17 protein-coding genes and 2 tRNA genes are annotated in these 24,267 nt (G+C 62.1%); 7 read left to right on the top strand and 12 right to left on the bottom strand.

Annotated elements, in window-relative coordinates:
- Window positions 1-2 precede the first annotated feature (2 nt).
- From J2W46_RS15815 to J2W46_RS15805, 3 genes are read left to right on the top strand one after another with little or no spacing between them, the layout of a single operon-like run.
- Window positions 3-956 carry a glycosyltransferase family 2 protein gene (locus tag J2W46_RS15815; RefSeq protein WP_020065740.1) on the top strand — a complete coding sequence of 318 codons (954 nt, stop codon included), beginning with the start codon at window positions 3-5 and terminating at the stop codon, window positions 954-956.
- A 37-nt stretch (window positions 957-993) separates the two neighbouring features.
- The gene (locus tag J2W46_RS15810) at window positions 994-2,187 is read left to right on the top strand and encodes a polysaccharide biosynthesis/export family protein (protein ID WP_288823917.1); all 1,194 of its coding nucleotides are present in this window, start codon (window positions 994-996) and stop codon (window positions 2,185-2,187) included.
- A gap of 23 nt (window positions 2,188-2,210) precedes the next feature.
- Complete coding sequence (locus tag J2W46_RS15805; protein ID WP_310354919.1) at window positions 2,211-4,622, top strand: polysaccharide biosynthesis tyrosine autokinase; 2,412 nt, start codon at window positions 2,211-2,213, stop codon at window positions 4,620-4,622.
- A 230-nt stretch (window positions 4,623-4,852) separates the two neighbouring features.
- Here J2W46_RS15805 and J2W46_RS15800 read toward each other — a convergent pair whose 3' ends face one another.
- A complete protein-coding gene (locus J2W46_RS15800) occupies window positions 4,853-5,275 on the bottom strand; it encodes a helix-turn-helix domain-containing protein (protein WP_020065737.1) in 423 nt (140 codons plus the stop codon).
- Window positions 5,276-5,544: 269 nt separating this feature from the next.
- Window positions 5,545-6,762, bottom strand: coding sequence for a glycosyltransferase family 4 protein (locus tag J2W46_RS15795; RefSeq protein ID WP_020065736.1), 1,218 nt, complete (start codon window positions 6,760-6,762; stop codon window positions 5,545-5,547).
- A 167-nt stretch (window positions 6,763-6,929) separates the two neighbouring features.
- On the opposite strand from J2W46_RS15795, the gene J2W46_RS15790 reads away from it, so the two are divergent.
- A complete protein-coding gene (locus J2W46_RS15790) occupies window positions 6,930-8,258 on the top strand; it encodes a glycosyltransferase (protein WP_088174628.1) in 1,329 nt (442 codons plus the stop codon).
- Between the two features lie 63 nt (window positions 8,259-8,321).
- Here J2W46_RS15790 and rpiA read toward each other — a convergent pair whose 3' ends face one another.
- The 3 genes from rpiA to rnr all read right to left on the bottom strand — a co-directional run bounded on the left by rpiA (window position 8,322) and on the right by rnr (window position 12,521).
- Window positions 8,322-9,017, bottom strand: a complete 696-nt coding sequence (rpiA, locus tag J2W46_RS15785) for a ribose-5-phosphate isomerase RpiA (protein WP_087750926.1) — start codon at window positions 9,015-9,017, stop codon at window positions 8,322-8,324.
- Between the two features lie 64 nt (window positions 9,018-9,081).
- The gene (gene rlmB / locus J2W46_RS15780; protein WP_020065733.1) at window positions 9,082-9,825 is read right to left on the bottom strand and encodes a 23S rRNA (guanosine(2251)-2'-O)-methyltransferase RlmB; all 744 of its coding nucleotides are present in this window, start codon (window positions 9,823-9,825) and stop codon (window positions 9,082-9,084) included.
- A gap of 194 nt (window positions 9,826-10,019) precedes the next feature.
- The gene (gene rnr, locus J2W46_RS15775; RefSeq protein ID WP_020065732.1) at window positions 10,020-12,521 is read right to left on the bottom strand and encodes a ribonuclease R; all 2,502 of its coding nucleotides are present in this window, start codon (window positions 12,519-12,521) and stop codon (window positions 10,020-10,022) included.
- 305 nt (window positions 12,522-12,826) lie between these two features.
- Between rnr and J2W46_RS15770 the strand changes: the two genes are divergently transcribed.
- Window positions 12,827-12,913: transfer RNA gene (locus tag J2W46_RS15770), tRNA-Leu, on the top strand.
- 226 nt (window positions 12,914-13,139) lie between these two features.
- Window positions 13,140-13,226 (top strand) — tRNA-Leu (locus tag J2W46_RS15765).
- A 166-nt stretch (window positions 13,227-13,392) separates the two neighbouring features.
- Here the strand turns inward: J2W46_RS15765 and J2W46_RS15760 are convergent.
- The 7 genes from J2W46_RS15760 to J2W46_RS15730 form a co-directional block, all read right to left on the bottom strand.
- Entirely contained in the window at window positions 13,393-14,163 is a 771-nt protein-coding gene (locus J2W46_RS15760) for a TetR/AcrR family transcriptional regulator (protein WP_310354915.1), read from the bottom strand.
- A 94-nt stretch (window positions 14,164-14,257) separates the two neighbouring features.
- On the bottom strand, window positions 14,258-15,121 hold the full coding sequence (locus J2W46_RS15755; protein ID WP_310354913.1) for a 4Fe-4S dicluster domain-containing protein: 864 nt from the start codon (window positions 15,119-15,121) through the stop codon (window positions 14,258-14,260).
- A 10-nt stretch (window positions 15,122-15,131) separates the two neighbouring features.
- Window positions 15,132-18,110, bottom strand: a complete 2,979-nt coding sequence (locus J2W46_RS15750) for a molybdopterin-dependent oxidoreductase (RefSeq protein ID WP_310354911.1) — start codon at window positions 18,108-18,110, stop codon at window positions 15,132-15,134.
- Between the two features lie 51 nt (window positions 18,111-18,161).
- The gene (locus J2W46_RS15745) at window positions 18,162-18,899 is read right to left on the bottom strand and encodes an OmpW/AlkL family protein (RefSeq protein ID WP_310354909.1); all 738 of its coding nucleotides are present in this window, start codon (window positions 18,897-18,899) and stop codon (window positions 18,162-18,164) included.
- A 192-nt stretch (window positions 18,900-19,091) separates the two neighbouring features.
- Entirely contained in the window at window positions 19,092-21,011 is a 1,920-nt protein-coding gene (locus tag J2W46_RS15740; RefSeq protein WP_310354907.1) for an acyl-CoA synthetase, read from the bottom strand.
- Entirely contained in the window at window positions 21,008-21,964 is a 957-nt protein-coding gene (locus J2W46_RS15735; protein ID WP_310354905.1) for a fumarylacetoacetate hydrolase family protein, read from the bottom strand. The genes J2W46_RS15740 and J2W46_RS15735 overlap by 4 nt, the downstream gene beginning before the upstream one ends.
- A 35-nt stretch (window positions 21,965-21,999) precedes the next feature.
- Entirely contained in the window at window positions 22,000-23,070 is a 1,071-nt protein-coding gene (locus tag J2W46_RS15730) for a VOC family protein (protein ID WP_310354903.1), read from the bottom strand.
- Between the two features lie 438 nt (window positions 23,071-23,508).
- Here J2W46_RS15730 and J2W46_RS15725 point away from each other — a divergent pair, with 438 nt between their 5' ends.
- Window positions 23,509-24,264, top strand: a complete 756-nt coding sequence (locus J2W46_RS15725; RefSeq protein ID WP_204520657.1) for a TetR/AcrR family transcriptional regulator — start codon at window positions 23,509-23,511, stop codon at window positions 24,262-24,264.
- The last annotated feature ends 3 nt before the right edge of the window (window positions 24,265-24,267 follow it).

Raw genomic sequence — 24,267 nt, 5'->3', positions numbered from 1 at the left:
TCATGCCGCTACGTGAACCGCTCGTGAAAGTCTCCGTGATCGTGCCGACGTATCGACGCACCGCCGATCTGGCGCGGTGCCTCGCGGCGCTCGACGCACAGGAGCGCCGCCCCGACGAAGTGATCGTCATCGCTCGTCACGACGACCATGCGACGCTCGACTGGCTTCGCACACGCGAAGCCAACCGGCCCGATCCGCGCCGCTATGTCGTGCTCGTGCATAAGCCGGGTGTGGTGGCCGCATACAACCTCGGCATCGAAAGCGCATGTGGCGACGTGCTGTGCTTTACCGACGACGACGCCGCTCCGCATTCCGACTGGGTCGCGCGAATCGCCCGCGCATTCCAGGGCGATCCGGGCCTGGGCGGTCTCGGCGGGCGCGACATCGTGCATGAACGCAACGGCATCCTGCAGGGGCAGAAGCCGTGCGTGGGCATCGTGCGATGGTATGGCCGCACGATCGGCAATCATCACATCGGCCACGGCCAGGCGCGCGAAGTTCACGTGCTCAAAGGCGTGAACATGGCGTTTCGCCGCGAGGCGATCGGCACACTGCGCTTCGACGCGCGCTTGCGGGGCAGCGGCGCGCAGGTTCATTGCGAAATGGGCTTCAGCCTCGACGTGCGGCGGCGCGGCTGGAAGCTCGTCTACGACCCGGCGCTGCTCGTCGAACATTTTCCCGCTCAACGCGGCGACGAAGATCAGCGCTTCACATTTAACGACGCGGCCTTTTATAACGCGTCGTTCAATCTCCGACTCATCATGTGCGAACACCTGACGCCGCCTGGCCGATGGGCGTTCGTCGCTTATTCGACGCTAATCGGCGATCGCGCGGACCCGGGGTTCCTGCGTGCATTGTCGCTGGCATTCGAGCGCGGCGGACTGGCGCTTGCGCTTCGCAAATGGCGAGTGGGTTTACGCGCAATGCGCGGGGCATGGCAGGAAGCGGTGCGCTAACCATCGACGTACCGGCTACACGCGAAGGGACCATAAAATGACTATCAAAACAATTGCCGCGACGCTCGCGGCTGCATCTCTATGCGCCTGTTCACTGGCGCCCGGACCATACCTCGACACGAAACGGCTGGAACCGCCGGCACCGCCCGAGCAGACCGCCGAGAAGTTTCCGGTGCATGCAATCGACGTCGGTTATTTCCGCGAGCAACGCGCGGCCACCGTTCCCGCCGTCTGCCCGTTGACGTGCCTTACACCGCAAACGCGCGGCCTTTACGAGTATCGGCTGGGGATAGGCGACCAGCTGACCATCATCGTCTGGGATCACCCTGAACTGACGGGCGGCGTGGGCCTCGCAACCGGCACGCCGCCGTTGCCCGGAGGTAGCGCTGCGCCCTCGCCCGGCCCTACACAGACGCAAGGCGCGACGCCCATCGCGCCGACCACGATGAGCAGCGGCGAAGGCGGTCTTACGGTGCGTGTCGCCAACAACGGCACGATCTTCTTTCCGCGCGTGGGCCGCATCAAGGTGCAAGGCATGACTGCGCAACAGGTTCAGGAAGCGCTGACGAAAGGTCTCGCGCGCACGATTCGGGACCCGCAACTCGACGTGCGCGTGTCGGGCTTCAACAGTCAGTCGGTGCAGGTGACCGGCAACCTGCGCACGCCCGCGTCCGAAGCAATCACCGATGCGCCGCTCACCGTGCTCGACGCGATCAACCGCGCGGGAGGCGCGCTGCCCGACGCCGATCTGCAAAACGTCGGCGTCACGCGCGACGGCAAACGCCATACGGTCGACGTAGCGGCGCTACTCGAAACCGGCGATCCGCAGCAGAACGTATTGCTGAAGGACGGCGACATCATCGATGTGCCGGATCGCTCGAATAGCCGCGTATTCGTGCTCGGCGAAGTCAACAAGCCGACTTCGCTGCCGATGAACCGCGGCCGTCTCACGCTCGCCGACGCACTCACCGGCGCAGGCAGTCTCGATGTGAAGACCGGCGATCCGCGCTACGTCTATGTGGTGCGTGGCGCCGACAAAACGCTGACGCCGGACGTCTATCAACTCGATATGACGCAAGTGGACGCGTTGATGCTAATGACCAAGTTCGATCTGCAACCGAAGGATGTGGTGTACGTGCAAGTGTCGAATGCCGCGCGCTTCAATCGCGCACTCGAACAGATCACGCCGACTCTCCAGTCGCTGTTCTACACCGTCCAGTTGTCCAGATAAATTGCTTGCAACGGAGTATCGACATGAGTACGTATGACATGCTGGACCACGGGCCGGCGCCGGGCGGCGACGAAGACGCTGTAATGCGCGATCTGCTGCGCACGGTTACGGAGCAGATCTGGTGGGTAATCGGCATTGCAGGCAGCGTGATCCTCGCCGCAGTCGTCTATACGAAGATCGCCACGCCTGTCTATTCGGCCGACGCGCTGCTTCAGGTCGATGCGCAGAGCAGCGGCAACAACCCGCAAGGTCAGAAGCTGCTTTCGTTGACGCCGAGCGTGGGCCCGATGCGCACCGAGGCCGAGATCGAAATCATCAAGAGCCGCGCGGTGGTCGAGCCGGTAGTCGAGCAATTCAAGCTGAACTTCAGCACATCGGCGAACACGGTGCCTGTGCTGGGCAAGATTGCTTCGCTGTTCGCGAGCCCGGGGCACCCGTTCGCTGCACCGTTCGGACTGACCGAATATGCGTGGGGCGGAGAGCAGTTCGAGGTTGCCTCGATCGTCGTGCCGAAGGCGCTCGAAGGCGCGCAACTGACGCTGCGCGCGCTCGACAAAGGCCGCTACGTACTGACCGATGCGCGCGGTGCAACGCTGTTGACCGGCGTGGCCGGCGTGCAGGCGCAAGGCCACGACATCACGCTGCTGGTGAAAAGACTGGTGGCGCGTCCCGGCACCGAGTTTTACATCACGCGATTCAATCAGTTGGACGCGGTATCGGGCCTGTCCACTGCATTGCAGGTCACCGAAAAGGGCCGTGACACGGGCGTCGTGCAATTGTCGTATTCGGGTACCGACGCCCATACGATCACCGCGATCACGAACGCGGTAGCCGCCTCGTATCTGAAGCAACGCACCGAACGCGCACAGGAAGAAGCGAGCCACATGCTCGACTTTCTCAACAGCGAACTGCCGCGGCTGCGCGACGAGGTAAAGAAGACGGAAACCGCACTATCGGAGTATCAGTCGAAAGTCGGTTCGTTTCAGCCGACTCAGGAAGCGGGCGTGTATCTCGCCGGTGGCCTCGACTACGAAAAGCAGATCGCGGCGCTGCGCATTCAGCGCGCGCAATTGCTGCAGCGTTTCACACCTGAAAGCCCGGAAGTGCTGCAGGTAGACTCGCAATTGGCGGCAATGGCCCGTGAGAAAGCGCGCTTCGAAGACCACTTCACGACGCTGCCGAGCTCCGAGCGTAACGCGCTCGCATTGCAACGCGATGCGAAAGTCGCCGAAGAGATTTACGTCGCGCTGCTCAACAGGATTCAGGAGTTGTCGATCTCGCGGGCCGGCACGATCGGCAACGTTCACATCGTCGACGAAGCGTTGCTGCCGTCGAAGCCCGTGCGGCCGAAGTCGGCACTCGTGATTTCTGCGGGCACGCTGCTCGGCGTGATCGGCGGCATTCTGTTCGCGTACTGCAGGCGCAAGTTCTTTACCGGCGTAGCCGATCCGGAGTTTGTCGAACGCCGCTTCCAGTTGCCGATTTTCGGCGCGATCACATTCAGTCCGGAACAGGCGCGCAGCGACCGGCAGTTGAGCGCGACGCGCGGAGCCGCTCTCGCCGCGCCTCGCTCGCGGCCGACCGAAGTGGAAGATGCTACTGCGTCCCCGAGCGGCATCGCGGGACTGTTGTCGTCCCGCTCGCGCGCGACTGCAGCGGCAGACGAAGCGCGCAGCGAGCCAGTCGGCACACAAACGGTGGTCTCGTCGGGCAGGACACCGGTGCGCCCGCTGCTCGTCAAGACGCATCCGTACGACACGACTGTCGAAGGCTTGCGCGGCTTGCGCGCTACTTTGCAGTTCGGCCTGCTGGATGCGCCGAACCGCATCATCGCGATTACGAGTCCGGCGCCGTCCGACGGCAAGAGTTTCCTGAGCGCGAACCTCGCGGCGCTGATCGCCGAATCGGGCAAGCGCGTGCTGCTGATCGATGCGGATTTGCGGCGCGGTCGTCTCGCACAATATCTCGGCCGCTCCCCTGAAGGCGGGCTCACCGAGTTGCTGACAGGCCAGGTGGACCTTGAAACGGCGGCACGCGCGACGGGCGTGGCGGGTCTTCACTTCATCGCGGCGGGCACTTATCCGCCGAATCCGTCGGAGATTCTCACCTCGTCGCGGTTCAGTGAAATCCTTGCGCGTTTCGAACAGCAGTTCGACCTGATCATCGTCGATACGCCGCCGCTGCTCGCGGTCGCCGACGCCGCAGTGGTCGCGAATCTCGCGGGCTCGACGGTGCTCGTCATGCGCGCCGGCGCGCACACCGAAGGCCATCTCGCGGAAGCGTTGAAGAAGCTGCGCCGTGCACGCGCGCGCGTGGTCGGTGGCGTGATGAACGCCGTACCGCTGAAGAGTCACAATAAAAATGGTACGTACGACTATGCTTATGCATACACGTACGCGACTGCCCATCCTGACGACACCGGCAAGACGGGCTGATTCACGCTGCAAGCGATAAACGGTAAGCGATCAAGGGCCGCGCTCCATGGAGACGCGGCCTTTTTTCTATTACCGCGTCGACGCGCGACGATGCAATGGTGAGAGTGCTGGAGCTATAGCAGACAGGGCGCCGACAGCGGAAAACCGCCGGCGCAGAACGAGTGAGACGTTCTGAGTGAAACCAGCCGCACAGACGGACCGCGGACGATCGGCGCCGCCCGGCTACGGCCTTATAGAAATGCGCTGACGTCCGTCTGGAAACGCTGGGCAAGCGCTTTTGCGACCTTCTTGCTGATCGAGCGGCGGCCCGCCAGGATATCGCTCACCACCGTCGGCGACGCGATGCCCATCAGATCCTTTTGCTTGAGACCGTGGGTCTCCAGCAGGTGCCGCAATACCTCGCGCGGCTCGCCTTTCGGAAGCGTCGTATTCTGCGCTTTCCAGGCGCGGACGAGCTCCGAAACGATCGCATGAAGATCGGCAAGCGGATCGTCCTCCTTGCCGTTCAGATGGGCGGCAAGCGCGCTGGCGAGCTCGACCATCGTCTGGTAATCATGCTCGTTGCGAATGGGAGTAATGGGCACGTGAGCCTGCAGCGCGGCCCAGCTTTGAGCAATGTCGGGAAAAGATCCCGGAAGGCGATCGGCATTCATGAGTGTAGGTTCATCCTCGTCCAAAGGTCGTGCTCGCATGCGTCACCACGTGACGAACGACTAACGACTGCCTGTTGTAATAAATCGCCGCGACAATCCGTGCCGGCTGTCGCCGCGTCGAAGACCGTGTATCGAGGCGGCCATGACCCACGCTGGCGCCTCCCCCCGGATAGCCGCTCGGGTGGCATCGCCCGGCGGCTTGTTCGATATGCTGCCCCTGCTGAAACAGGTTTGAATCGCCGAGCAAGGAAGCTCGCGAAAGCCTCGGCTCATCGTCCCCAACTGCTCCGCGACGCCGGCTGTGCAGGCCAGCCAACCTCGTCGGCGATGAGATCGGCGCCAGTTCTCTCCACTACCGCCGCCTCACTGCGCAAGCCCGCCGCGGCGATCGTGCGCGTCACCTCAGCCATGAACGCGCGGCGAAACACAGCCGACGAGAACCGCTCCGCGTTCGCACGGCAAGCGGCTGGCGTGATCTGCTCGCGCTGCCGCTCGAAACGGTCGATGGCATCGAGCATCGACACGACAGTCTGTCGTCCGAAATAAACGCCTGTAGGATGCGCTTCACCGACAGGCACAACTGTTTCGAGCGCTCCGCCCTTGCCGAACGCAATGACCGGCGTGCCGCAGGCCTGTGCTTCGAGCGGAACGATGCCGAAGTCCTCTTCGGCAGCGAAGACAAACGCCTTCGCGCGCTGCAAATAGTCCTTGAGCACGCCGGCCGGCTGGTAGCCGAGTATCGTCACATTCGGCCCGGCCTTGGCGCGAATCGCAGCCATTTCGGGGCCGTCGCCGATCACGACCAACTGGCGGTGCGGCGTTGCGCTGAACGTCTCGACAATCAGGTCGATGCGCTTGTACGGCACCATTCGCGAGGCCGTCAGATAAAAGTCTTCCTTGCGTGTGCATAGCTCGAACTGCTGCACGTCGACGGGAGGCGGAATGACGGCCGCGTCGCGCCGGTAGGTTTTCATCATGCGGCGCGCGACGAATTGCGAATTGGCGATAAGACGGTCCACGCTATTCGCCGAGTGCGAATCCCAGCCACGCAGGTAATGCAGCAGCAGGCGCACGAGCCAGGACCTGGGGCCGTGCGTCAATCCCGCTTCGCGCAGATACTGATGCTGCAGGTCCCACGCATAACGCATCGGCGAATGCACGTAACTCACATGCGTTTGGTCGGGTCCGACGAGCACACCCTTTGCAACCGCATAGGAACTCGTGATAATGAGGTCGTAGCCCGAGAGGTCGAACTGCTCGACCGCGAGCGGCATCAACGGCAAGTAAGCGCGGTAGCGGCGCCGCGCGAGCGGCAGGGATTGAATGAATGAGGTAGTGACCGGTTTGCCGCGCAACGGCCGGCGGTCTTCGAGGAAGTCGACGAGACTGAAAAGATCCGCGTCGGGAAAGCATTCGATGATCTGCTCGAGTACTTTCTCCGCGCCGCCGGGTGCGACGAGCCAGTCGTGCACGATCGCAACTCTCATGATCTCCTTATCCTCAGTCAACGCCTCTGGGCTTAACAACGAGTGTATGTGGCGCTTCGTTTGCTGCGTGTGCGCGTGCACACATTCGACGCGCGACGGGACGCGAATAATTAATCATCGCCATTCGCCTCTTGCGAACGAACAAAAACCAATTAATTCGCCTTCCTATGCGCCCTACGCTCGACGCCTCTCCAATCGCTACCCCGCTGCCGCTCGTGTCGCCGGTGTTCATCGATCCAGTTGCAGCGCCTGCCGCGCCGGTCGGCTCCGGCATGTCGGCACCCACGGTCAGGCAAACGAGCGCATTGCCGCGCGTGCTCTTTGTCGACCAAAGCGGCCAACTCGGCGGGGCCGAGTTCGCGTTGCTGCAATTGGCAGAACATTGCAGATCGCATAGCGAAGTCGTATTGCTTGCCGACGGTCCGTTTCGAATGCGTCTGGAAGCGCTCGGCGCCCGCGTGCAAGTGATGAACGACGCGAAGGTCTCGGGCATCGCGCGGCAAGCGTCGGCTTTGAACTGCTTGCGCGTGCTGCCGGGCATCGTGCGGCAGGTCCGCGCTCTTGCGGCACGCGCGCGAGCGTTCGACGTATTGTTCGTCAACACACAAAAAGCGCTTGTGCTGGGCGCGCTTGGCAAGGTGCTGTATCGCAAGCCTGTGGTCTGGTATCAGCACGACATTCTCACGCGCGAGCATTTCGGCCGGGTGCAACTGAGCGTCATCAAGTGGGCGGTGCGGCTTGCGGTCGACCACGTGATCGTCAATTCGCAGGCATCGGCGAGGTCGCTTGCAGCGCTCACAGGTCTCGCCGCAGACTCGGTACCGGTCGTCTACAACGGCATCGACGCGAGCGCGTTCGATCGCGTGGATGGCACCGACATCGGCTCGCTCAGGCAACGCCTCGGCTTGCCGGAGAACGCATGGCTTGCCGGTCTGTTCGGCCGCCTCGCTCCGTGGAAAGGTCAGCACATCGCGCTCGAGGCGTTGGCGCGATTGCCCGATGCGCACCTCGTTCTGGTCGGCGCACCACTATTTGGTGAGGATGCCTATGCGCAGCGTCTGCGCGACCAGGCCGCCGCGCTCGGCATTGCCGAACGCGTGCATTTCGCGGGCTTTCAGGACGACGTGCCCACGTGGATGAAAGCGATGAATGTGATCTTGCACACGTCCACGGAACCCGAGCCGTTTGGCCGTGTGATCGTCGAGGGCATGGCGGCGGGCCGGCCGGTGATCGCGGCGGCCGCAGGCGGCGTAACGGAGATCGTGCGGCATGGCCGCAACGGCTGGTTGGTGAAGCCCGGCGATGCAGCGGCGCTCGCGGAGGCAATCGTCGCGTTACGCGCAGATCCGGCGCTCGCACAGCGCCTCGCGCAACAGGCGCTGACCGATGCGCAGGCGGAGTTTTCGGTGGAGCGGTATTTGCAGCGAATGATGGACGCGCTGACGGCCGCCATGCAGCGCCCCGGTGACAGAACGAATACGCAGGCGAGCCGCTAGAACGCGTGCCGCTGCTGAAACGATGGATGCGTGCGAGCCCGCGTGAGCAGGCTCGCGCGTGACTCAGTCCTTGCGGTATTCGATGGTTTGCACGCCGGTGTCCGTGCCGAGCAGACACAGATTTGCGCCGCGCGCCGCGAACAGTCCGACCGTGACGACGCCTGGCCACGCGTTGATATGCATTTCGAGCGTGCGCGGGTCGCTAATACGCAGACCTTTGACGTCGATGATCTCGTTGCCGTTGTCGGTGATGAAGGGCGTGCCCTCTTTCGTGACGCGCACCACCGGCACACCGCCGAGCGCCGTCACCCGGCGGCCGATTGCGGTGCGTGCCATCGGCACCACTTCGATCGGCAGCGGAAAATTGCCCAGCGTGTCGACGAGTTTGCTCGCATCCGCGATACAGACGAATACGTCCGATACCGAAGCGACGATTTTCTCGCGCGTCAGCGCACCGCCGCCGCCCTTGATCATCGCGCCGCTGTGGTCGATCTCGTCGGCGCCGTCCACATAAACCGGCAGCGAATCGATTTCGTTCAGATCGAGCACCTTGATGCCGTGCGATTGCAGGCGCGCGGTGGTGGCAAGCGAACTCGACACCGCGCCGCGATAGCGCGCCTTGTTGGCGGCCAGCGCGTCGATGAAGCAGTTCGCGGTAGAGCCTGTGCCCACGCCGATCAACGAGCCTTCGGGCACGTTGGCGAGGACGTAGTCGGCGGCGGCCTGGCCGACCAGTTGCTTGAGTTCGTCTTGAGTCATGGGAATGCCGGCTAGCAGTAAAAAACACTAGTTTACCGGAGTGGGAGCCGCGGGCCGGCCGGAATTACTTCTTCACCGCCCGCTGCCTGACCGCCTCGAACAGACACACGCCGCTCGCCACGGATACGTTCAGGCTTTCCACGGTGCCGGCCATCGGAATCTGCATGACGACGTCGCAGGTATCGCGCGTGAGGCGGCGCATGCCCTCGCCTTCGGCGCCCATCACGAGTGCAACGGGACCGTCGAGCTCCGTCTCATAGAGGCTCTTGCTGGCCTCGCCGGCCGTGCCGACAACCCACACGCCGGCGTCCTTCAGTTCGCGCAACGCCCGTGCGAGGTTCGTCACGGTGATGTACGGCACGGTGTCGGCGGCGCCGCTCGCGACCTTTGCGGCAGTCGCGTTCAGGCCGACGGCGCGGTCACGCGGCGCGATCACCGCGTGCGCGCCGGCAGCATCGGCGACGCGCAGGCAGGCGCCCAGATTGTGCGGGTCCGTCACGCCGTCCAGCACCAGAATGAGTGGCGAACCGTTGATGCCGTCGAGCAATTCAGCCAGGTTCTGCGCGAGCGGCATGTCGCCCGCGCGCGCGACGACGCCCTGATGACGCTCGGTGTGCGCGAGGCCCCACAGGCGCGTTTCGTCGGCGGCGATGAGACGCACGCCCGCTTCTTTCGCCACGTGCAGAAACTCGGTCATGCGACGGTCCTTGCGCGTGGCGTCGTAATAGACATCTTCGACGGTGGACGCGTCGTGCCTAATACGCGCGGTGACTGCGTGGAAACCGTATAGAACCTTGTGACGTGCCATGACTGATACAACCTTTGATTGAGCCCGGCAGGATCGCCGCGCTGCTGTGATGAATATATGTGCCTGTGCGCGATCCAGCCAGCGCGTGAATGCGGGATTGACCGCAGATTGAACCAGGCAGATGAAACGAACACCGCGCGCAACCGGCACGTCAAGACGTACCCGCTGCGCGCGGTTCAAGCCATGAGGCGGCTTTAGCGCTTCTTGCGCGCCGTCGGCTTGGACGCCGGTTTGGGCGCCGCGCCGTGCTTCTTCGCGGCACCGCGCGCGGCGCGTGCTTCCTTGACGGCAGCGCTTTGTGCGGGAGCCGCTTTCTTGCGACGCGCGCCCGCCGCATTGCCGCCTTCGACCGGCGGCAATGCGCGCACGCGCGCGCCGCCGTTTTCACCGGATGATTTGTCGGCCGCCGCCGCGCCGCGCACCGGATGCGGCTTAATCGGCGTATCCCGCACGAGACGGAAGTCGATCTTCCGCGCGTCGAGATCCACGCGGCTCACCTGCACGCGCACGCGATCCGACAGGCGGTAGCGAATGCCGGTGCGCTCGCCGCGCAGTTCGTTCTTGATCTCGTCGTACTGGAAGTAGTCGGAGCCCAGTTCGGTCACGTGCACGAGGCCTTCGATGAAAAGCGAGTCGAGCTGCACGAAAATGCCGAACGACGTGACACCGTTCACCATGCCGCCATATTCTTCGCCGAGCTTGTCGCGCATGAAATAGCACTTGAGCCATGCCTCGACGTCGCGCGACGCTTCGTCGGCGCGGCGTTCGTTGGCCGAGCAATGCAGACCCAGTTCTTCCCAGATTGCCACGTTGTTCGAGCGCGAGCGGCCGCTTTTTTCCTCGTCGGCCTGCTGCATCGCGCGCGCGCGTGGCGACAGCGCCGTGTTCAGCGTGACGCCTTGCGGCGGCTCCGGCTGATACTTGCGGCCCTGCAGGATCGCGTAGATCGCGCGGTGCGTGAGCAGATCGGGATAACGGCGGATCGGGCTCGTGAAGTGGGCATACGCCTCGTAGGCGAGACCGAAGTGGCCGATGTTGTCGGGGCTGTACACGGCCTGTTGCATCGAGCGCAGCAGCATGGTTTGCAGCATCTGCGCGTCGGGCCGTTCGCGGATTTGCGCCATCAGCGCGGCGTAGTCGCTTGCATGCGGCTTGTCGCCGCCGCCGAGCGTGAGGCCCATGCCGCGCAGGAACGTGCGCAGATTCTCGAGCTTTTCCGCAGTCGGCCCGGCATGCACGCGGAACAGACCCGGATGCTTGTTGCGCTTGAGGAAGTCGGCGGCGCAGACGTTCGCGGCCAGCATGCATTCCTCGATCAGCTTATGCGCGTCGTTGCGGGTGCGCGGCACGATCTGTTCGATCTTGCCCTGCGCATTGCAGACGATGTACGTCTCGGTCGTGTCGAAGTCGATCGCGCCGCGCTTCTGGCGCGCGGCGAATAGCGACTTGTAGACGCCGTACAGATTCTGCAGTTGCGGCAGCAGCGCGGCGCGGCGCGCGGCTTCCGGACCCTTGGTGTTCTTCAGCACCGCGGCGACTTCGGTATAAGTCAGGCGCGCGGCCGAATGCATCACGCCGGGATAGAACTGATACGCCTTCACTTCGCCGCGCGCGGTGACGATCATGTCGCACACCAGCACGCAACGGTCGACGCTCGGATTCAGCGAGCACAAACCGTTCGACAGTTTTTCCGGCAGCATGGGAATGACGCGGCGCGGGAAATAAACGGAGGTGCTGCGTTCGATCGCGTCCGCGTCGAGCCCGCTCTTCGGATGCACGTAGTGCGACACGTCCGCGATCGCGACGATCAGGCGGAAACCATCGCCGCGGCCTACCTTGACCGGCTCGCAATAGACGGCGTCGTCGAAGTCGCGCGCGTCTTCACCGTCGATCGTGACGAGCGGCACGTCGCGCAGGTCGACGCGGTGACGCACGTCGGCCGGGCGGACTTCATCGGGAAGTTTCGAGGCTTCGGCAAGCGCGTCGGGGCTGAACTCGTGCGGCACGCCGTACTTGCGCACGGCGATTTCGATTTCCATGCCGGGGTCGTCGATATCGCCGAGCACTTCGGCCACGCGGCCGAGCGGCTGCGAATGACGACTCGGAAAATCGGTCAGCTCAACGACCACCACCTGACCGACCTTGGCCTTCTTGGTGTTCTGCGTGATCAGGATGTCGTGGCCGATGCGCTTGTCTTCGGGAGCGACGATCAGCGCGCCGTTCTCATTGAGCAGGCGGCCAATGACGCGCTTGTTCGCACGGTCGGTGACTTCGACGATATGCCCTTCCGGCCGGCCACGCCGGTCATAGCCGACGATGCGCGCGAGTACGCGATCGTTGTGCATGACCTTCTGCATTTCGGCGGTGGGCAGGAACAGGTCGTCCTGGCCGTCGTCGCGAATCAGGAAGCCGTAGCCGTCGCGATGGCCCTGAACGCGCCCCGCGACGAAGTTCGACGGATGAGTCAGTTGATACAAATTGCGCTGATCGAGCCGGATCTGGCCGTCGCGCTCCATCGCGCCGAGGCGCTTGAAGAATCCCTCGCGCTCCTGGCGCTTGATCGACAAGGCTTCGGCGATGTCGTTGGCGGCGAGCGGCGCTTCGCTCGTACGCAGGACGCCGAGGATTTCCTCGCGGCTCGGAATCGGATACGGAAATTTGCTCAAGGGCTTGTCGATGATTTTTTCTCGTTGCATGGACGTCGGTCGGCGATGTGGCTCGGCTTAAGAAGCGTTTGCAGCGCGCATGATCCGCGCCTGCCGTTGCACTAAAAAGACTGTCTCGGGTCCGGCTCGTTCAAGGCTGAGTCCGACGGGCTTGTGCACCGTGCCAACGAACTACTGCGAGGCATTCTAACACCCGTGCGGCGCGCCACGCGGGCCGTCAATAGTCGCCAGGAAGCCCGCGCAGCGTCGTCGACGGGTTGTTTAAGCAAGTTTTGAGAAACGCTTGACAGGCTCCATCCTGCCGCTATAATGGCGGTCTTTGCTGTTCATCACCTGCCCAGGTGGCGAAATTGGTAGACGCACTAGGTTCAGGTCCTAGCGGTGGCAACACTGTGGAGGTTCGAGTCCTCTCTTGGGCACCAGGATTCAAAACTAAAGCCGCCATGTTGTATGGGCGGCTTTAGTTTTTGTGAAAAGCGTTTTGTGCAAAGCGTTTTGTGCAAAGCGTTTGGTTTGATGGTCATGCAGTCTGATTGCCGGTCGTCGGCAATAGACGCATTGCTCGTAGTTGTAAAAGCGAAGTTTGTTTATAGCGGGGATTGACACGCTGCATCAGCCCGCTAAAATAGCGTTCTAGCTTGAAGACGTGCCCAGGTGGCGGAATTGGTAGACGCACTAGGTTCAGGTCCTAGCGGTGGCAACACCGTGGAGGTTCGAGTCCTCTCCTGGGCACCACAGTTGTTCCGGCGCAAGCCGCAGTAGTTCGAGAAACCCCGTAAGGTCAACGTCTTACGGGGTTTTTTGTCGTCTATAGATTCGTTGCGTTCAACTGACGCCGAAGATTTTTGCCCTACCCCGATATCACGCTCGTTAATAAAGACGGTCGGCCACGCTCAATGGCTCAGACGCACGACGCTGTTACGCCGGTGCACTTCACGTCCTGACGTTTTTCCGGTGACAGTTGCCGCAGCGCATCTGAAATAAGTTCGCCGACCAGGGACCGAATCGCCTCGTCGCCGACTGCTTGCTGCGTGCATATCCTCAAGAAGTGCAAGCCATTGCACAGACTCATCAGCGTCAACGCGACGGCGTCCTGCGGCAAAGGCAGCTCGCAGCCGCCATGCACGACATTCGCTCGCAAATAGGCGCTGACTTCGTCCAGTTGTTCGTGGCGGAGCGCATTCACGCGCTCGCGGAATGCGCTGTCGCGGCGCGCAATGAGATGCGCCTCCAGCCAAAGCGGAAAGGAATCGCTTGGCAGAAAGCAGCGGCTGTAATACGCGATCGCGCGTGAGCTCATATCGTCGCCCCGCTCCGCGACCATGGACTGCAGACGCGCACTTGCCTCGTCGACATCGCGCCGGAGCAGTTCTAGAAGTAGCTCCTCTTTGCAGTGGAAATTGGAGTAGAAGGCGCCGCGCGTATAACCCGCCGCCTTGACGATGTCCTCTACGCTCGTCGCGGCCAAACCCTTTTCAAGGAAAACGCTCCGCGCAGCCTCGAACAGACGCTCTCGCGTCTGCTGTCTTCTCCGCGCGTGCGTCAGGCGTTCGTGCTTCATCGCATAGCTCACCGGTGACGTTGCCGTCTGGACTCGCCGAGCCTCAGCGAACGTGTCAGATGGCGGGTTGCTCGACAGCTCTACTTGTGCACCGAGCGGCGCACCGGTCATGTTTGTATATACAAGTCATGACTGATTATATTGTCAATTCATAAAACAGGAATGGAAATAGTGAACCGTTCCTGCAAGCACGTTCATCCTGACGTTACGCGGGCTCGGCTGCGGTCGCCGCCTGCGCGACGTTGACGTCGCCGAGGTAGACGCTTTCGCCCAGTTCACATTCACGCGACGCCTTGCCGAGCGCGTGAACTATCTGCACCCGGTAGAGGCCGCTGTCCTTTGCGAGGCCCAGGAACCGGAAATCGCCGAACGCGTCCGACACCGTTTCGGCAATCTTCTCGCCACGCGCGTACAGCACAACCACTGCATCGGCCACACACTCGACGATGCCTTTCACCTCGGCACTCACGCTTCCGCCGATAAAGCAGCTTTCCCAGCGCTCAAGGCCGCTGTACCACACGCGAGGTTGTGTGCCGAGGCGCGGTTGCAAAACCTTCAGCCCTTCTTGCCTCGCTTTTTTTGCCATCTTTGCGTCGTCCAGCTTGACCGTTTCGAACACGCCAGTCGGGCATGACTGTTCACATCTGGGACGCTGCCAACCCCCGTCGAGCAGGTGGGCGTCGAAGATCCACGTCTGCGGCAGTTGCAGTTCCTCGTTCCACACAATCGCCTTGTAAGGGCAGGACTTAACGATATCTTTCCGCCCGCGCGCCTTGTCAGGATCGATGATGACGATGCCGTCGGCACGTTTGCGAACGGCGCCGTCACCCGCTCGCACGCATGGCGCGTCGTCGCAGTGATTGCACATCACGGGCAGGTAGGTCGTGTCGACCATGTGCGAGCGGCCCTGCACACGGCGCAAGATCCGGATGGGGCTCCCGGCGCCGGCCGCAGCGGGCGCGGCGTAACCGGGGAAGTCGTTGCCGACGTGCTCGTCGCGCGCGGCGATGACGCAGTTCTGGCAGTTCTCGCAACGTCCGACCTTGATAATCAGATTCCATTTTTTCACGCTGTGCTCCTTACGCTGCGCGGGCGAGCAGAAACGCTTCGGCGCCTCGCCATTTTTCGACCTGTACGAGGCATGAATTCGGGCTCATGCTGCTCGTTCCTGCCGTTTGGGGCCGGTCGGGTGTCAGCATATTCATGCAGCCACCAATTTCGACGCGCTCGCCGTCGATCTCGATCAATTGAAATTCGGCGCTCGCCTCATATGACTTGACGACCCCTGCGGTGACCAGCGGCGAAACGTCGGCCGCGCAGATCACGGCTCCGCGGTCGTTGTAGACCTTTACGAGATCGCGATGACCGATGCATCGCATCGCCGCATCGGCCGCGCTCAACCTGAGGAGCCAGAAACGGTGACCGCCGATGAGCGCGCGATGATCCTCGACACTGTTGATGGATGAATTCTTGCCGTCACAATGCGTATGAAAGCTATAACGGCTGTGCGTGGCGATCAGCTGCAATGGGTACCGGTGAGCCAGGTCCGAGCGCAGTCCTTCCCACGACGGGATATAGCGGTTCAGCGGCGGCCGCTCAGGGTTGTCCGCGGTATGGCGCTTGAGCAGTTCGGGAATGAACTCGAACTTCCCGCTCGGCGTTTGCAGTCCCATGCCGAATTTTTCGGCATGCTGCGACGGCAGCGGATGCGGTTCCTGCAAGTCCTTGCGACGCCCCTGCGCGAACCAGCGCATATCCGGCGGCTGGCGTAATTCCGCTTTCTCGGGTGGCACGACGAAATAGCCTTTGCGGCAGAAATCTCGCCACGAAACGTGATCGGGTAAATCCGACGATTCGAACACGCGCTTGACCCAGTCGAGTTCGCTGCATCCCTCGGTGAACACGCCGCCGAGGCCGAGCCGGCTCAAGATGGCAGTGAAAATGTCGTAGTCGGAGCGCGACTCGCCCAGTGGCTCGATGCATTTGTGCTGCATGGTCATGATGCGATGATTGACCGTGCTGAAACCATGATGTGCGTAGCCGCCGGAATTCGACCATTCGCCAATGTCCCATCGCTCGAGCGACGTGCACGCGGGCAGGATGATGTCGGCGAACTGCGCCTCGCCTTCCATCCAGATCGACTGGTTCACGACAAACTCGATACTCGGGTGCCGGTAAGCCTCGGCCCAGCGTCCGGATCGGGTCACCGTGCTGAAGGCAGAGCCGCCATATCGGTAAATCATGTGGATGGGCGAGTAACCGGGCATCGGATAACTGAACGGCGCAAATTGCGCTTCCTGAGAAATGCCGTCCCATAGATATCCGGTCGCATGGCCGTTGATGATCGCGTCGGGCAGTTGCTGGCGGGGCACCATCTGCTTGACCGGGTTCATGGTGAGAATGTGCGGCATGCGCTGGTAGTTGTTCACCGCGTTCGCGGTCCAGGCCAGGTCGCCAGACATACCGCCGTCCGCATAGCCAGGAAAGTAGAACTGCAGATCGTGTGGGACCCCGATTTCCAGGCAGCCGAAATTGACGCCCGGCTTACCCCAGCCTTGCATCGCCATCATCATGACCATGCAGCGCGCCCATTGCGCGCCCGTGGCGCCGCGTGCGGCACCGCCAAATCCCGCCCCTGTCATGCCGACGGCGAGATAGACCTTCCTGTTCCCCCACCGCCGCGCGAGCGCGCGAACGTCTTTTGCAGGAACGCCGGTTTCCGGCTCCTGCCATTCCGGCGTCTTCGGCACACCGTCGGATTCGCCGAGCAGATAGGCACGCCATTCGTCGAAGCCGGTCGTGCGCGTGGCAACGTAGTCTTCGTCATATAAGCCTTCCACGGCCCATACGTGCATGATGGCAGTAGCCAGCGCCGCATCGGTTTGCGGTCGCACGGGAATCCATCGTCCGCCGAACAGTTGCGCAGTCGGATTGCAATGCGGATCGATGTGCACGAACTCGATACCAAGCTCCTTCGCCCACAGACGCCTCGCCGTTCCTTCGAACCCGGCGTATGCGCCATTGGTGCTCTCCGGGTCGCAAGACCAGAATACGATCATTTCCGCTTCCTTCAGGCAATCTTCGACGCCGCCGTAGCCGGACGGCACGCCGACCCGCATCGAGTTGCCGAAGTGATGCATCGCCCCCCAATACCATCCCTCCCAACTGTCCGGATTCGCGGCCACGCGGGTGAACCCGATCAGGTTCGCAAACCGGGTCAGCGCGCTCAGGTAGTAGCCGACATTGCCCCATTGGTGATGGGAAGACATCGGAAACGTGATCGAACCGGGACCATGAACGCGCTTTTGCCGGTTGATCTCCCGCGAGACGATGTCGAGAGCCTCGTCCCAACTGATCGGCACATAGCCGGACGTGCCGCGGTTTTGGGGATTGCGTTCACCATCAGGATCGAAGTCGACCCGCTTCATCGGGTGAAGGATGCGCTTGTCGGAGTAGACGAGTGACTTGATCGCCAATGCATGCGGCGCGACCATGCCTCGTCGTGGCGGGCTGAAACGGCGTCCGCGCGCCTCGATCTCCCAGCTTGGCGCATCGGAGCGATCCAGGTCTATCGGCGTGACCCGGACGATGCGGCCATCCTTTACATAGACGAACAACGGCCCGCCATTCGTGCAGGTCGCATAGCGCCGCGTGCCATCGCGCATCGGCGTACCCATCGGCAGGCTGACGGTTTGCATCATGCTCAGTGTTTGCATGAGCCAGACCAGCAGTTCGTCGTCGCCTTCCGTCACGACCTTGAAATTCTTCGCCGCATGCACGATCTCGGCCTGATCGGGACGTGGAGAGAGGAATTTGAGCGCGGTGGCGACATCCTTGAATGCGATGCGTACGTCCGGCTTTCGGCGCGTGTCAGCGAGAGAACGGACTCGCCCGTTCTTTATCTGGATTGCGCGCCCCATGCTTTCATCCATCAGTCCGATCGAGGCGACCAGGTCGTGCTCGTTCAAACGATGTCGATAAGCCGGAAAGCGGCGCGCCGTCAGTTCGAGAACTTTGGGCAGCGCAAAAAGAATGGTCTTGAGGACCTGTCGTTTCATCATTCGATCCTATGTGAGCTTTGTGTTGGAAGCGCAGCGGGCGGACTTGCGCTAGAACGTGTACGCCACGTTCACGAAAACGCTGACGGGATCCAGCCTGAGCGTGGATTTCGACACGACCTGGGTTCCCGTGGCGGTCTGCCCGTGCAAGGTCAGGTTGGTCTTGACCGGCATGTAGTTGACGTTGCTTCCAACAGACCAGTGCTTTGTAAGCGCGTAACTTGCGCCCAGCTCGAATACCGGATTCCACGACGACCTAAGCGTTGCGTGCGCCGATCCGCCGGGCCCAAAGCTTCCTTCGACGAACGCTTTGTTAGTAGCCCGTACCTGTGTGAACCACGTATAGTTCACGCCGAGCCCTACGAATGGCCGGAACGCCGAGCCGGCCGAAAACAGGTGATAGCGAAGTTCAATCGCCGGCGGCATGGGCTTCGTCGTGCCGAGATTGCCGTACTTCGCGAGCGTCCCCTCCCCAATCAGATCGACTTTCACTGGAAAACCCAGAAGCGCCGCAACGCCGATGTTGTCCGTCACGTAGTATTCGGTTGTGATCCCCACCGTATCCGACGTCGATGCATGCGCCCCCGTGCCTGTGAGCGTCTGATTCACCGGCTGCCCGCCGACGCTCTCGACCGTGAGCGGCGTTGCGTGACCTTGTGGCGCCACATGCAACCATCCGAGCGACAGCGTCAAGCTGCCTGCGCTCTGCGCGTGGGCCGCATCAGTCAGCGCGATCCCGCAGACGCAAGCCACCGCTCCGGCAATGCCGGTTCTCCTCTGCTTCATCATTGTTTTCTCCTGTCTCCAGTTGCCGCAACTGTTACGAATTGGGCTTGTCCATGCCATTAGTGAGGCATTCTTTTAACTTTCTAATAGTCGTACTAAATTAACTGAGTCGTTGCACGTGCGATGAATAAGCAATGCGCGCAAACGTCCTTGCTTGCGACGATGCCCTATCGTCGCGTCCCTGCTACGGCGGCTTCATCGCTCCTGCTGCTGGCGCACACAAGAAAACGAAAGGGCGAACGGAAAGCGTGCGAGTGCCGAGGCGGCCAAAGCCTCCAGCGCGAGATCGGGCAGTTCAACGCGCAGCGCAAGACCCGCTGTTGCGTCTTCAACGACGCTAATGCTCGCGCCTTCGATGCCAGCCGCTGCAAGAGCGCAATCAACTGCGTCTACCGTCTCGCGCCGTTTGAGCGAGGGCTTGAAAATCTTGCCGACAGCCGTCAACGGCATGGAGTCGACAATGCGGATCGCCTTCGGCAGCGCGGCGCGCTCCTGAATCTCGCCACGCAGGAAATCGAACAATTCCGCTTCTGTTGCGCTCATGCCCCGCTTCATTTCAACATAGGCGACGGGCAGCTCGCCTGCGTGTGTATCCGGGCGGCCCACTGCGGCGGCGAGGCGTACCGCCGGATGACGATGCAGCGGTTCTTCGATTGCCGCGGGATCGATGTTGTGTCCACCCCGGATAATCAGCTCTTTCTTGCGGCCGGTGAGCCAGAAGTAACCGTCGGCGTCACAACGGCCGAGGTCGCCCGTGTTAAGCCAACGGCCGCCGTCTCCCGTATCCATCCAGATGCCGCTGTTCTGTTCTGCTCTCGCATAGCCGACGAATACATTCGGGCCGGAGATCAGCAACTGTCCGACTTCATTTGCAGCGCAGTCCCGGACGTAACTTCCGGCTTCGTCGACCACCACTGCTTTCATCGCCTGACCGGGCAGACGCAGACCGATCGAGCCGGCCCGGCGTTCGCCGAGCGGCGGGTTGACGCTGCTGACGCAACTGCCTTCCGTGAGACCGTAACCTTCGAGAATTCTTATTCCCGTGCGAGCCTGAAATGCGCGGAGCAACTCGACCGGCATGGGTGCGGCGCCGCATAGTGCGTATTCGAGTGAACCGATATCCCGGCCTTCGACTGAAACCTCCATCAATGAACCATAGAGGGTCGGCACGCCGCTGAAAAAGTTGATCCGGTAGTGCTCGACGATTTCCCAGAAACGCTTGACGACGCCCTCGCCCCGATAGCCCTGTGCAGTACCGAGCACGACATGCGCGCCGCGCGAAAATGGCAGCAGACCCGTCACCGTCACGGCGTTGACGTGAAAGAGCGGTAGTCCGCAGAAGATCGTCTTCCCGGGTCCGACGCTTTCCCCAAGGAACCAGCCGGCGCTCCACGCGTTGGCCACTTCGTTGCCGTGTCGGCGCATCGCGATCTTGGGCAGGCCGGTCGTGCCGCCCGTGCAGAAATAGGAGGACACGTCGTCCGCATTCATCTGCTCCGCGGTGCAAAGCGCCTCGCCCGACTCGCGCGCAACTGCCGTCGCGAAATCGTGGAACTCAATCTGCGAGGCCACGGCGCGACTCTCGCCGACAGGTTCGTGCTGCGGCGAGCATTCGCCGGCGAGATCGACGAGCACGACATGCCTGAGCGAAGGCACCTTATGCAGAACCGCCTTCACCTTCTGCCAGACGTCAGTGCCTGGGAACGGTGCCAGCGTGACAAGCACGGCAGCGCCCGACGCCTTCAGCAATTGACCGATCGCCTCGCTTTCGAGCATCGGGTTGATCGCACAGACTATCCCCACCGCCTCGCCGCCCCAGATCACACAATGCGTCTCGGGCAAATTGGGCAGCACATAGGCGACGACGGTGCCGCGCTGTACGCCGAGGCGCGACAGCATGTTCGCCGTGCGCGTGATATCGCGCAGCAGTTCGCTGTACGTCCAGTGCTTCGCGTTCGCGTAATCGTCGGCAGTTGCGAAATACGAAAGCGCCGGTGCCGATGGATCGATCGCGGCGCCCCGGCAGATCATCTCGTAGGTGTTTGACGGCAGATCGGCCGGCTGTCCTTGCGCTTCGATAGCAAGAACATCCTGTAGGTTGGCGACGCCTTTCATGCTGCCTCTGCGACAACCAGGTTACGCTGCACCCCGAGGTCGATCGAACCGTCGGGGCTGGCAATACGCGCTTCCACCACGTCTCCCATGCTCAGATACTGCGGCCGCTCGGACTGCATCTTGAGGAACATGCGCCACTTGTCCGCTTCCGGAAGTTGCGCCGCGGCGCGCTGCTTCTCGGGCGATGGAACGATGAGCGCGCAGCCGGACGGCGTCCCGGTCGCGAGCAGGTCGCCTGCGTACAGGTCATGCACTCCAGAGAGTTCAGTCAAAGTCTCCGCCGGACCGTAGACGAGTCCCGCCGTCGAATCGCTCTGGCGAACCGCGCCGTTCACAGTCAGCGTCAGCTTGAGCTCCTTCAGCTTGCGAATGTCCTGCTGTTGAAGCAGACAGAGGTATGGACCGACAGGGCCAAACGTGCGGTAGCTCTTGCCCTTATAGAACTGCATTTGCGGAATCTGAATATCGCGCGCCGAATAGTCATTCACGATGACGATGCCCGCTACGAAGTCGTGGAGATTCTCGTCGGTAACCGTTTGGCGGCATGTGACGTCGCGCTTGAGAACAAGGCCGAGTTCGATCTCGTAGTCGAGAAACTGCACCTCTTTGGGCTTTACCAACCGGGAATCGGCGGCAACGATACAGCTAGACGCCTTCGTGAAGATCATGTTGAACTTCTTCACATCGGGGTCCAAGCCGGACTCGATCATATGCTGACGGTAATTGGCGCCCTGGCAGATGAACTGCTGATCTGCCGTAACAGGCGAGAGCCACTGCACGTCGGACTCCGAGATCTTCTGGCCGTCGAGGTACAGCAACTGCTCGACAGGATTGGCCTCGATGAACTCCGCGGTGGACTTGAACTCACCGGGGATGGGCGTAATAGCGCCATCGGCCACGACGCCCCAATGTGCGCGGCCCTCATGCAGGTAATGCAGAACGTGAACTGGCATAGGTCGATCTCCGGATTCAAATAAAAGGTGTGGTGTCACGCGAAAATTCTGGCCAGCGTCCTCAGCTTGCTCAGCGTGAGATCTGGGCAGCGTCGCAAATTCGAAATCAATGCGGCAATGCTCGCGGGAGTGAATCGGGGCCTCGTGAAACTGCGTGGCATCGTCGGACCCCACTGAGCCATCGCCTCGCGGCTCACGGCATGAATGCCCGTTGGCGCGGCGGACGTGAACAGATCGCCGTCGCAGTAGTGCTCATGCTTGTCGCCCCACGGGTCCTGCCAGTAGTCGAATATCTGGCTGCCGAGAATATGGCGGCCGATGCCCCACGCGTGCGTCCAGCCTTTGTCGCGCAGAACGCGTTGGCCCATACCGACCGCGTCGGCGTCCACGACTTCGTAGGCACTATGGCTGTAGGTCGCTACGAAGCCTTGTGCGAGCGCGAGCGTGTGATGATCGGCCGGCTCGTCACCGAGATCCAGCCGCAGGAATGCAACTGCGGGCGAACCGTCGGGAAGCACCTGCACGTCGCTCGGAATGAAGCCGAAGTGGCGCGTGTACCACGCACAGGTTTCCTGATAGTCGGCGAGTTCGAGCACGACATGCCCGAGCCGGATGACCTCCGGCGGCTGTTCGGGCGGCCGCTGTGTATCGTTGATGCGGACTGCCGCATCGACGGAATTGAAAGGCAACGGCTGCCGATGGGGCAAAGCCTCCGCTGGCGATTGGCCCCATATCGCATCGACTCGGAAACCCGACGGATCGGTTAGCTGAACGACGTAACCGCCGCCCACGAGCGCAGACGCTTGCACCTGAGACGCGCCCGGCAGGTTGGCCAATGCATCGAGTTCGGCCAGGCTGCCGACCTGCAAACCGAAACCGGCAAAGCGAGCTTTCTGCGCCTTGCGCACGGCGTAGCAGAAATGCGAAGCGCCGGTACCGCGAAGAAGTAGGAGCGCTTCGTCCAGCGATACGCTTAGGAGCCCGAAGTCGTTGAGGAATCGTTCTGCCTGCACGAGGTCTGGCCGCTCGAACATCAAATAACTCAATGCCGTTGCTTTCGCCGTCGGGTTGGCGTGACGAGCAGGCTGTGCGGTAGTGATTTTCATGGCGGGATGTGATCAGGCGATCGTAGTGATCGATGCGGCTTCGAACGCCGGCGAACCGGCAGCGCTCGCATACGATGGAAGATGTCGGCGCCCACCGAGGTTGCCGACGGAACCGTGAATCTGAGAGGTGCCTGGACAGCAGCTGGATAGACCTGTCACGCGACGACGCTCGGGTCGCCGGCCAATCGCTGTCTCCGCTGGCGGGCATTTCGCCGCCACGGCATGATCGACGCATGACGACGCCGCCATGCGCGGAAGAATGAAGTAGTGCCGGCCGGTCGGCGCGACACCCTTTCGCGTTGCTGTCTCCACAGTCACTCCATCTGTTTTCATTAGACCGGCCGTTGCGCCGTTGATGACATTAAACTCATCGCTGATGGTTTTGTCAATGTAGACGTTCGAATCTATACTGTGGACATAACCAGATCAGGATTGAACATGACGAACACGACAAATCGCCGGACAGCCCAGCGTCCGGCGCGTAAGGCGCCGGTCTCGTCGGCGCCTGCCGTCGAAGAACGCGAGCCGCGTGGCGCGCGCCGCAAACGTGAGACGCGCGCGCGGCTGCTGGACGCGGCGCTCAGGTTGATGGCCGAAAAAGGCATGGAGGGCGTGGCGATCAACGAGATCACCGAGGCGGCAGACGTCGGTTTCGGCTCGTTTTACAACCACTTCGAGTCGAAAGAGGCGATCTACGCGACGCTGATCGACAACGTGTTCGAGGAATTTGCGGACATGCTCGATCGTCTCGCGGGCGGCATTTCCGATCCGGCCGAAGTGGTCTCGGTCTCGGTGCGCCATACGGTGCTACGCGCACGGCGCGACCCGGTTTGGGGACGTTTCCTGATTCGCGAAGGGTTCTCTGCTCGTGTCGTGAGCCGCGGGCTGGGCCAGCGACTGCTGCGCGACATTGGCAACGGCATCGCTGCGAAGCGTTTCATCGTCGCAGATCCGTTTGTCGCGTTTCTGGCAGTGGGAGGCACGGTCCTCTCAGTGATTGCAGCCGATCTGAACTTTGCCGCACCGGGCGCAACCGCACCGGCAGTGCTCGCAGAACTCGGTTTCAGCGGCGAGCATTTTCCCGAGCGCACGGCGGCCATGCTGCTGCAAACGCTGGGTCTGAAGCGCGCGGAGGCGGAAAAGATTGCGGCACGTCCGCTGCCCGTCGTGGACGAGGCCGCAGAGGAGCAGTGAGAG

The sequence above is a fragment of the Paraburkholderia strydomiana genome (assembly GCF_031456815.1).
In the GTDB taxonomy this organism is placed as follows: Bacteria; Pseudomonadota; Gammaproteobacteria; order Burkholderiales; family Burkholderiaceae; genus Paraburkholderia; species Paraburkholderia caledonica.
The sequence above is the reverse complement of the archived record's forward strand: the minus strand, read 5'-3'. Positions and strand labels throughout refer to the sequence as shown.

Excerpts from the sequence above, each read along its gene's own strand:
- J2W46_RS15795 (WP_020065736.1), bottom strand. The coding sequence starts at position 6,762 with ATGAGAGTTGCGATCGTGCACGACTGGCTCGTCGCACCCGGCGGCGCG.
- rpiA (WP_087750926.1), bottom strand. The coding sequence starts at position 9,017 with ATGACTCAAGACGAACTCAAGCAACTGGTCGGCCAGGCCGCCGCCGAC.
- rnr (WP_020065732.1), bottom strand. The coding sequence starts at position 12,521 with ATGCAACGAGAAAAAATCATCGACAAGCCCTTGAGCAAATTTCCGTAT.
- J2W46_RS15805 (WP_310354919.1), top strand. The coding sequence starts at position 2,211 with ATGAGTACGTATGACATGCTGGACCACGGGCCGGCGCCGGGCGGCGAC.
- J2W46_RS15730 (WP_310354903.1), bottom strand. The coding sequence starts at position 23,070 with ATGAAAATCACTACCGCACAGCCTGCTCGTCACGCCAACCCGACGGCG.
- J2W46_RS15725 (WP_204520657.1), top strand. The coding sequence starts at position 23,509 with ATGACGAACACGACAAATCGCCGGACAGCCCAGCGTCCGGCGCGTAAG.
- J2W46_RS15800 (WP_020065737.1), bottom strand. The coding sequence starts at position 5,275 with ATGAATGCCGATCGCCTTCCGGGATCTTTTCCCGACATTGCTCAAAGC.
- J2W46_RS15745 (WP_310354909.1), bottom strand. The coding sequence starts at position 18,899 with ATGATGAAGCAGAGGAGAACCGGCATTGCCGGAGCGGTGGCTTGCGTC.
- rlmB (WP_020065733.1), bottom strand. The coding sequence starts at position 9,825 with ATGGCACGTCACAAGGTTCTATACGGTTTCCACGCAGTCACCGCGCGT.
- J2W46_RS15735 (WP_310354905.1), bottom strand. The coding sequence starts at position 21,964 with ATGCCAGTTCACGTTCTGCATTACCTGCATGAGGGCCGCGCACATTGG.
- J2W46_RS15810 (WP_288823917.1), top strand. The coding sequence starts at position 994 with ATGACTATCAAAACAATTGCCGCGACGCTCGCGGCTGCATCTCTATGC.
- J2W46_RS15815 (WP_020065740.1), top strand. The coding sequence starts at position 3 with ATGCCGCTACGTGAACCGCTCGTGAAAGTCTCCGTGATCGTGCCGACG.
- J2W46_RS15740 (WP_310354907.1), bottom strand. The coding sequence starts at position 21,011 with ATGAAAGGCGTCGCCAACCTACAGGATGTTCTTGCTATCGAAGCGCAA.
- J2W46_RS15750 (WP_310354911.1), bottom strand. The coding sequence starts at position 18,110 with ATGAAACGACAGGTCCTCAAGACCATTCTTTTTGCGCTGCCCAAAGTT.
- J2W46_RS15790 (WP_088174628.1), top strand. The coding sequence starts at position 6,930 with ATGCGCCCTACGCTCGACGCCTCTCCAATCGCTACCCCGCTGCCGCTC.
- J2W46_RS15760 (WP_310354915.1), bottom strand. The coding sequence starts at position 14,163 with ATGACCGGTGCGCCGCTCGGTGCACAAGTAGAGCTGTCGAGCAACCCG.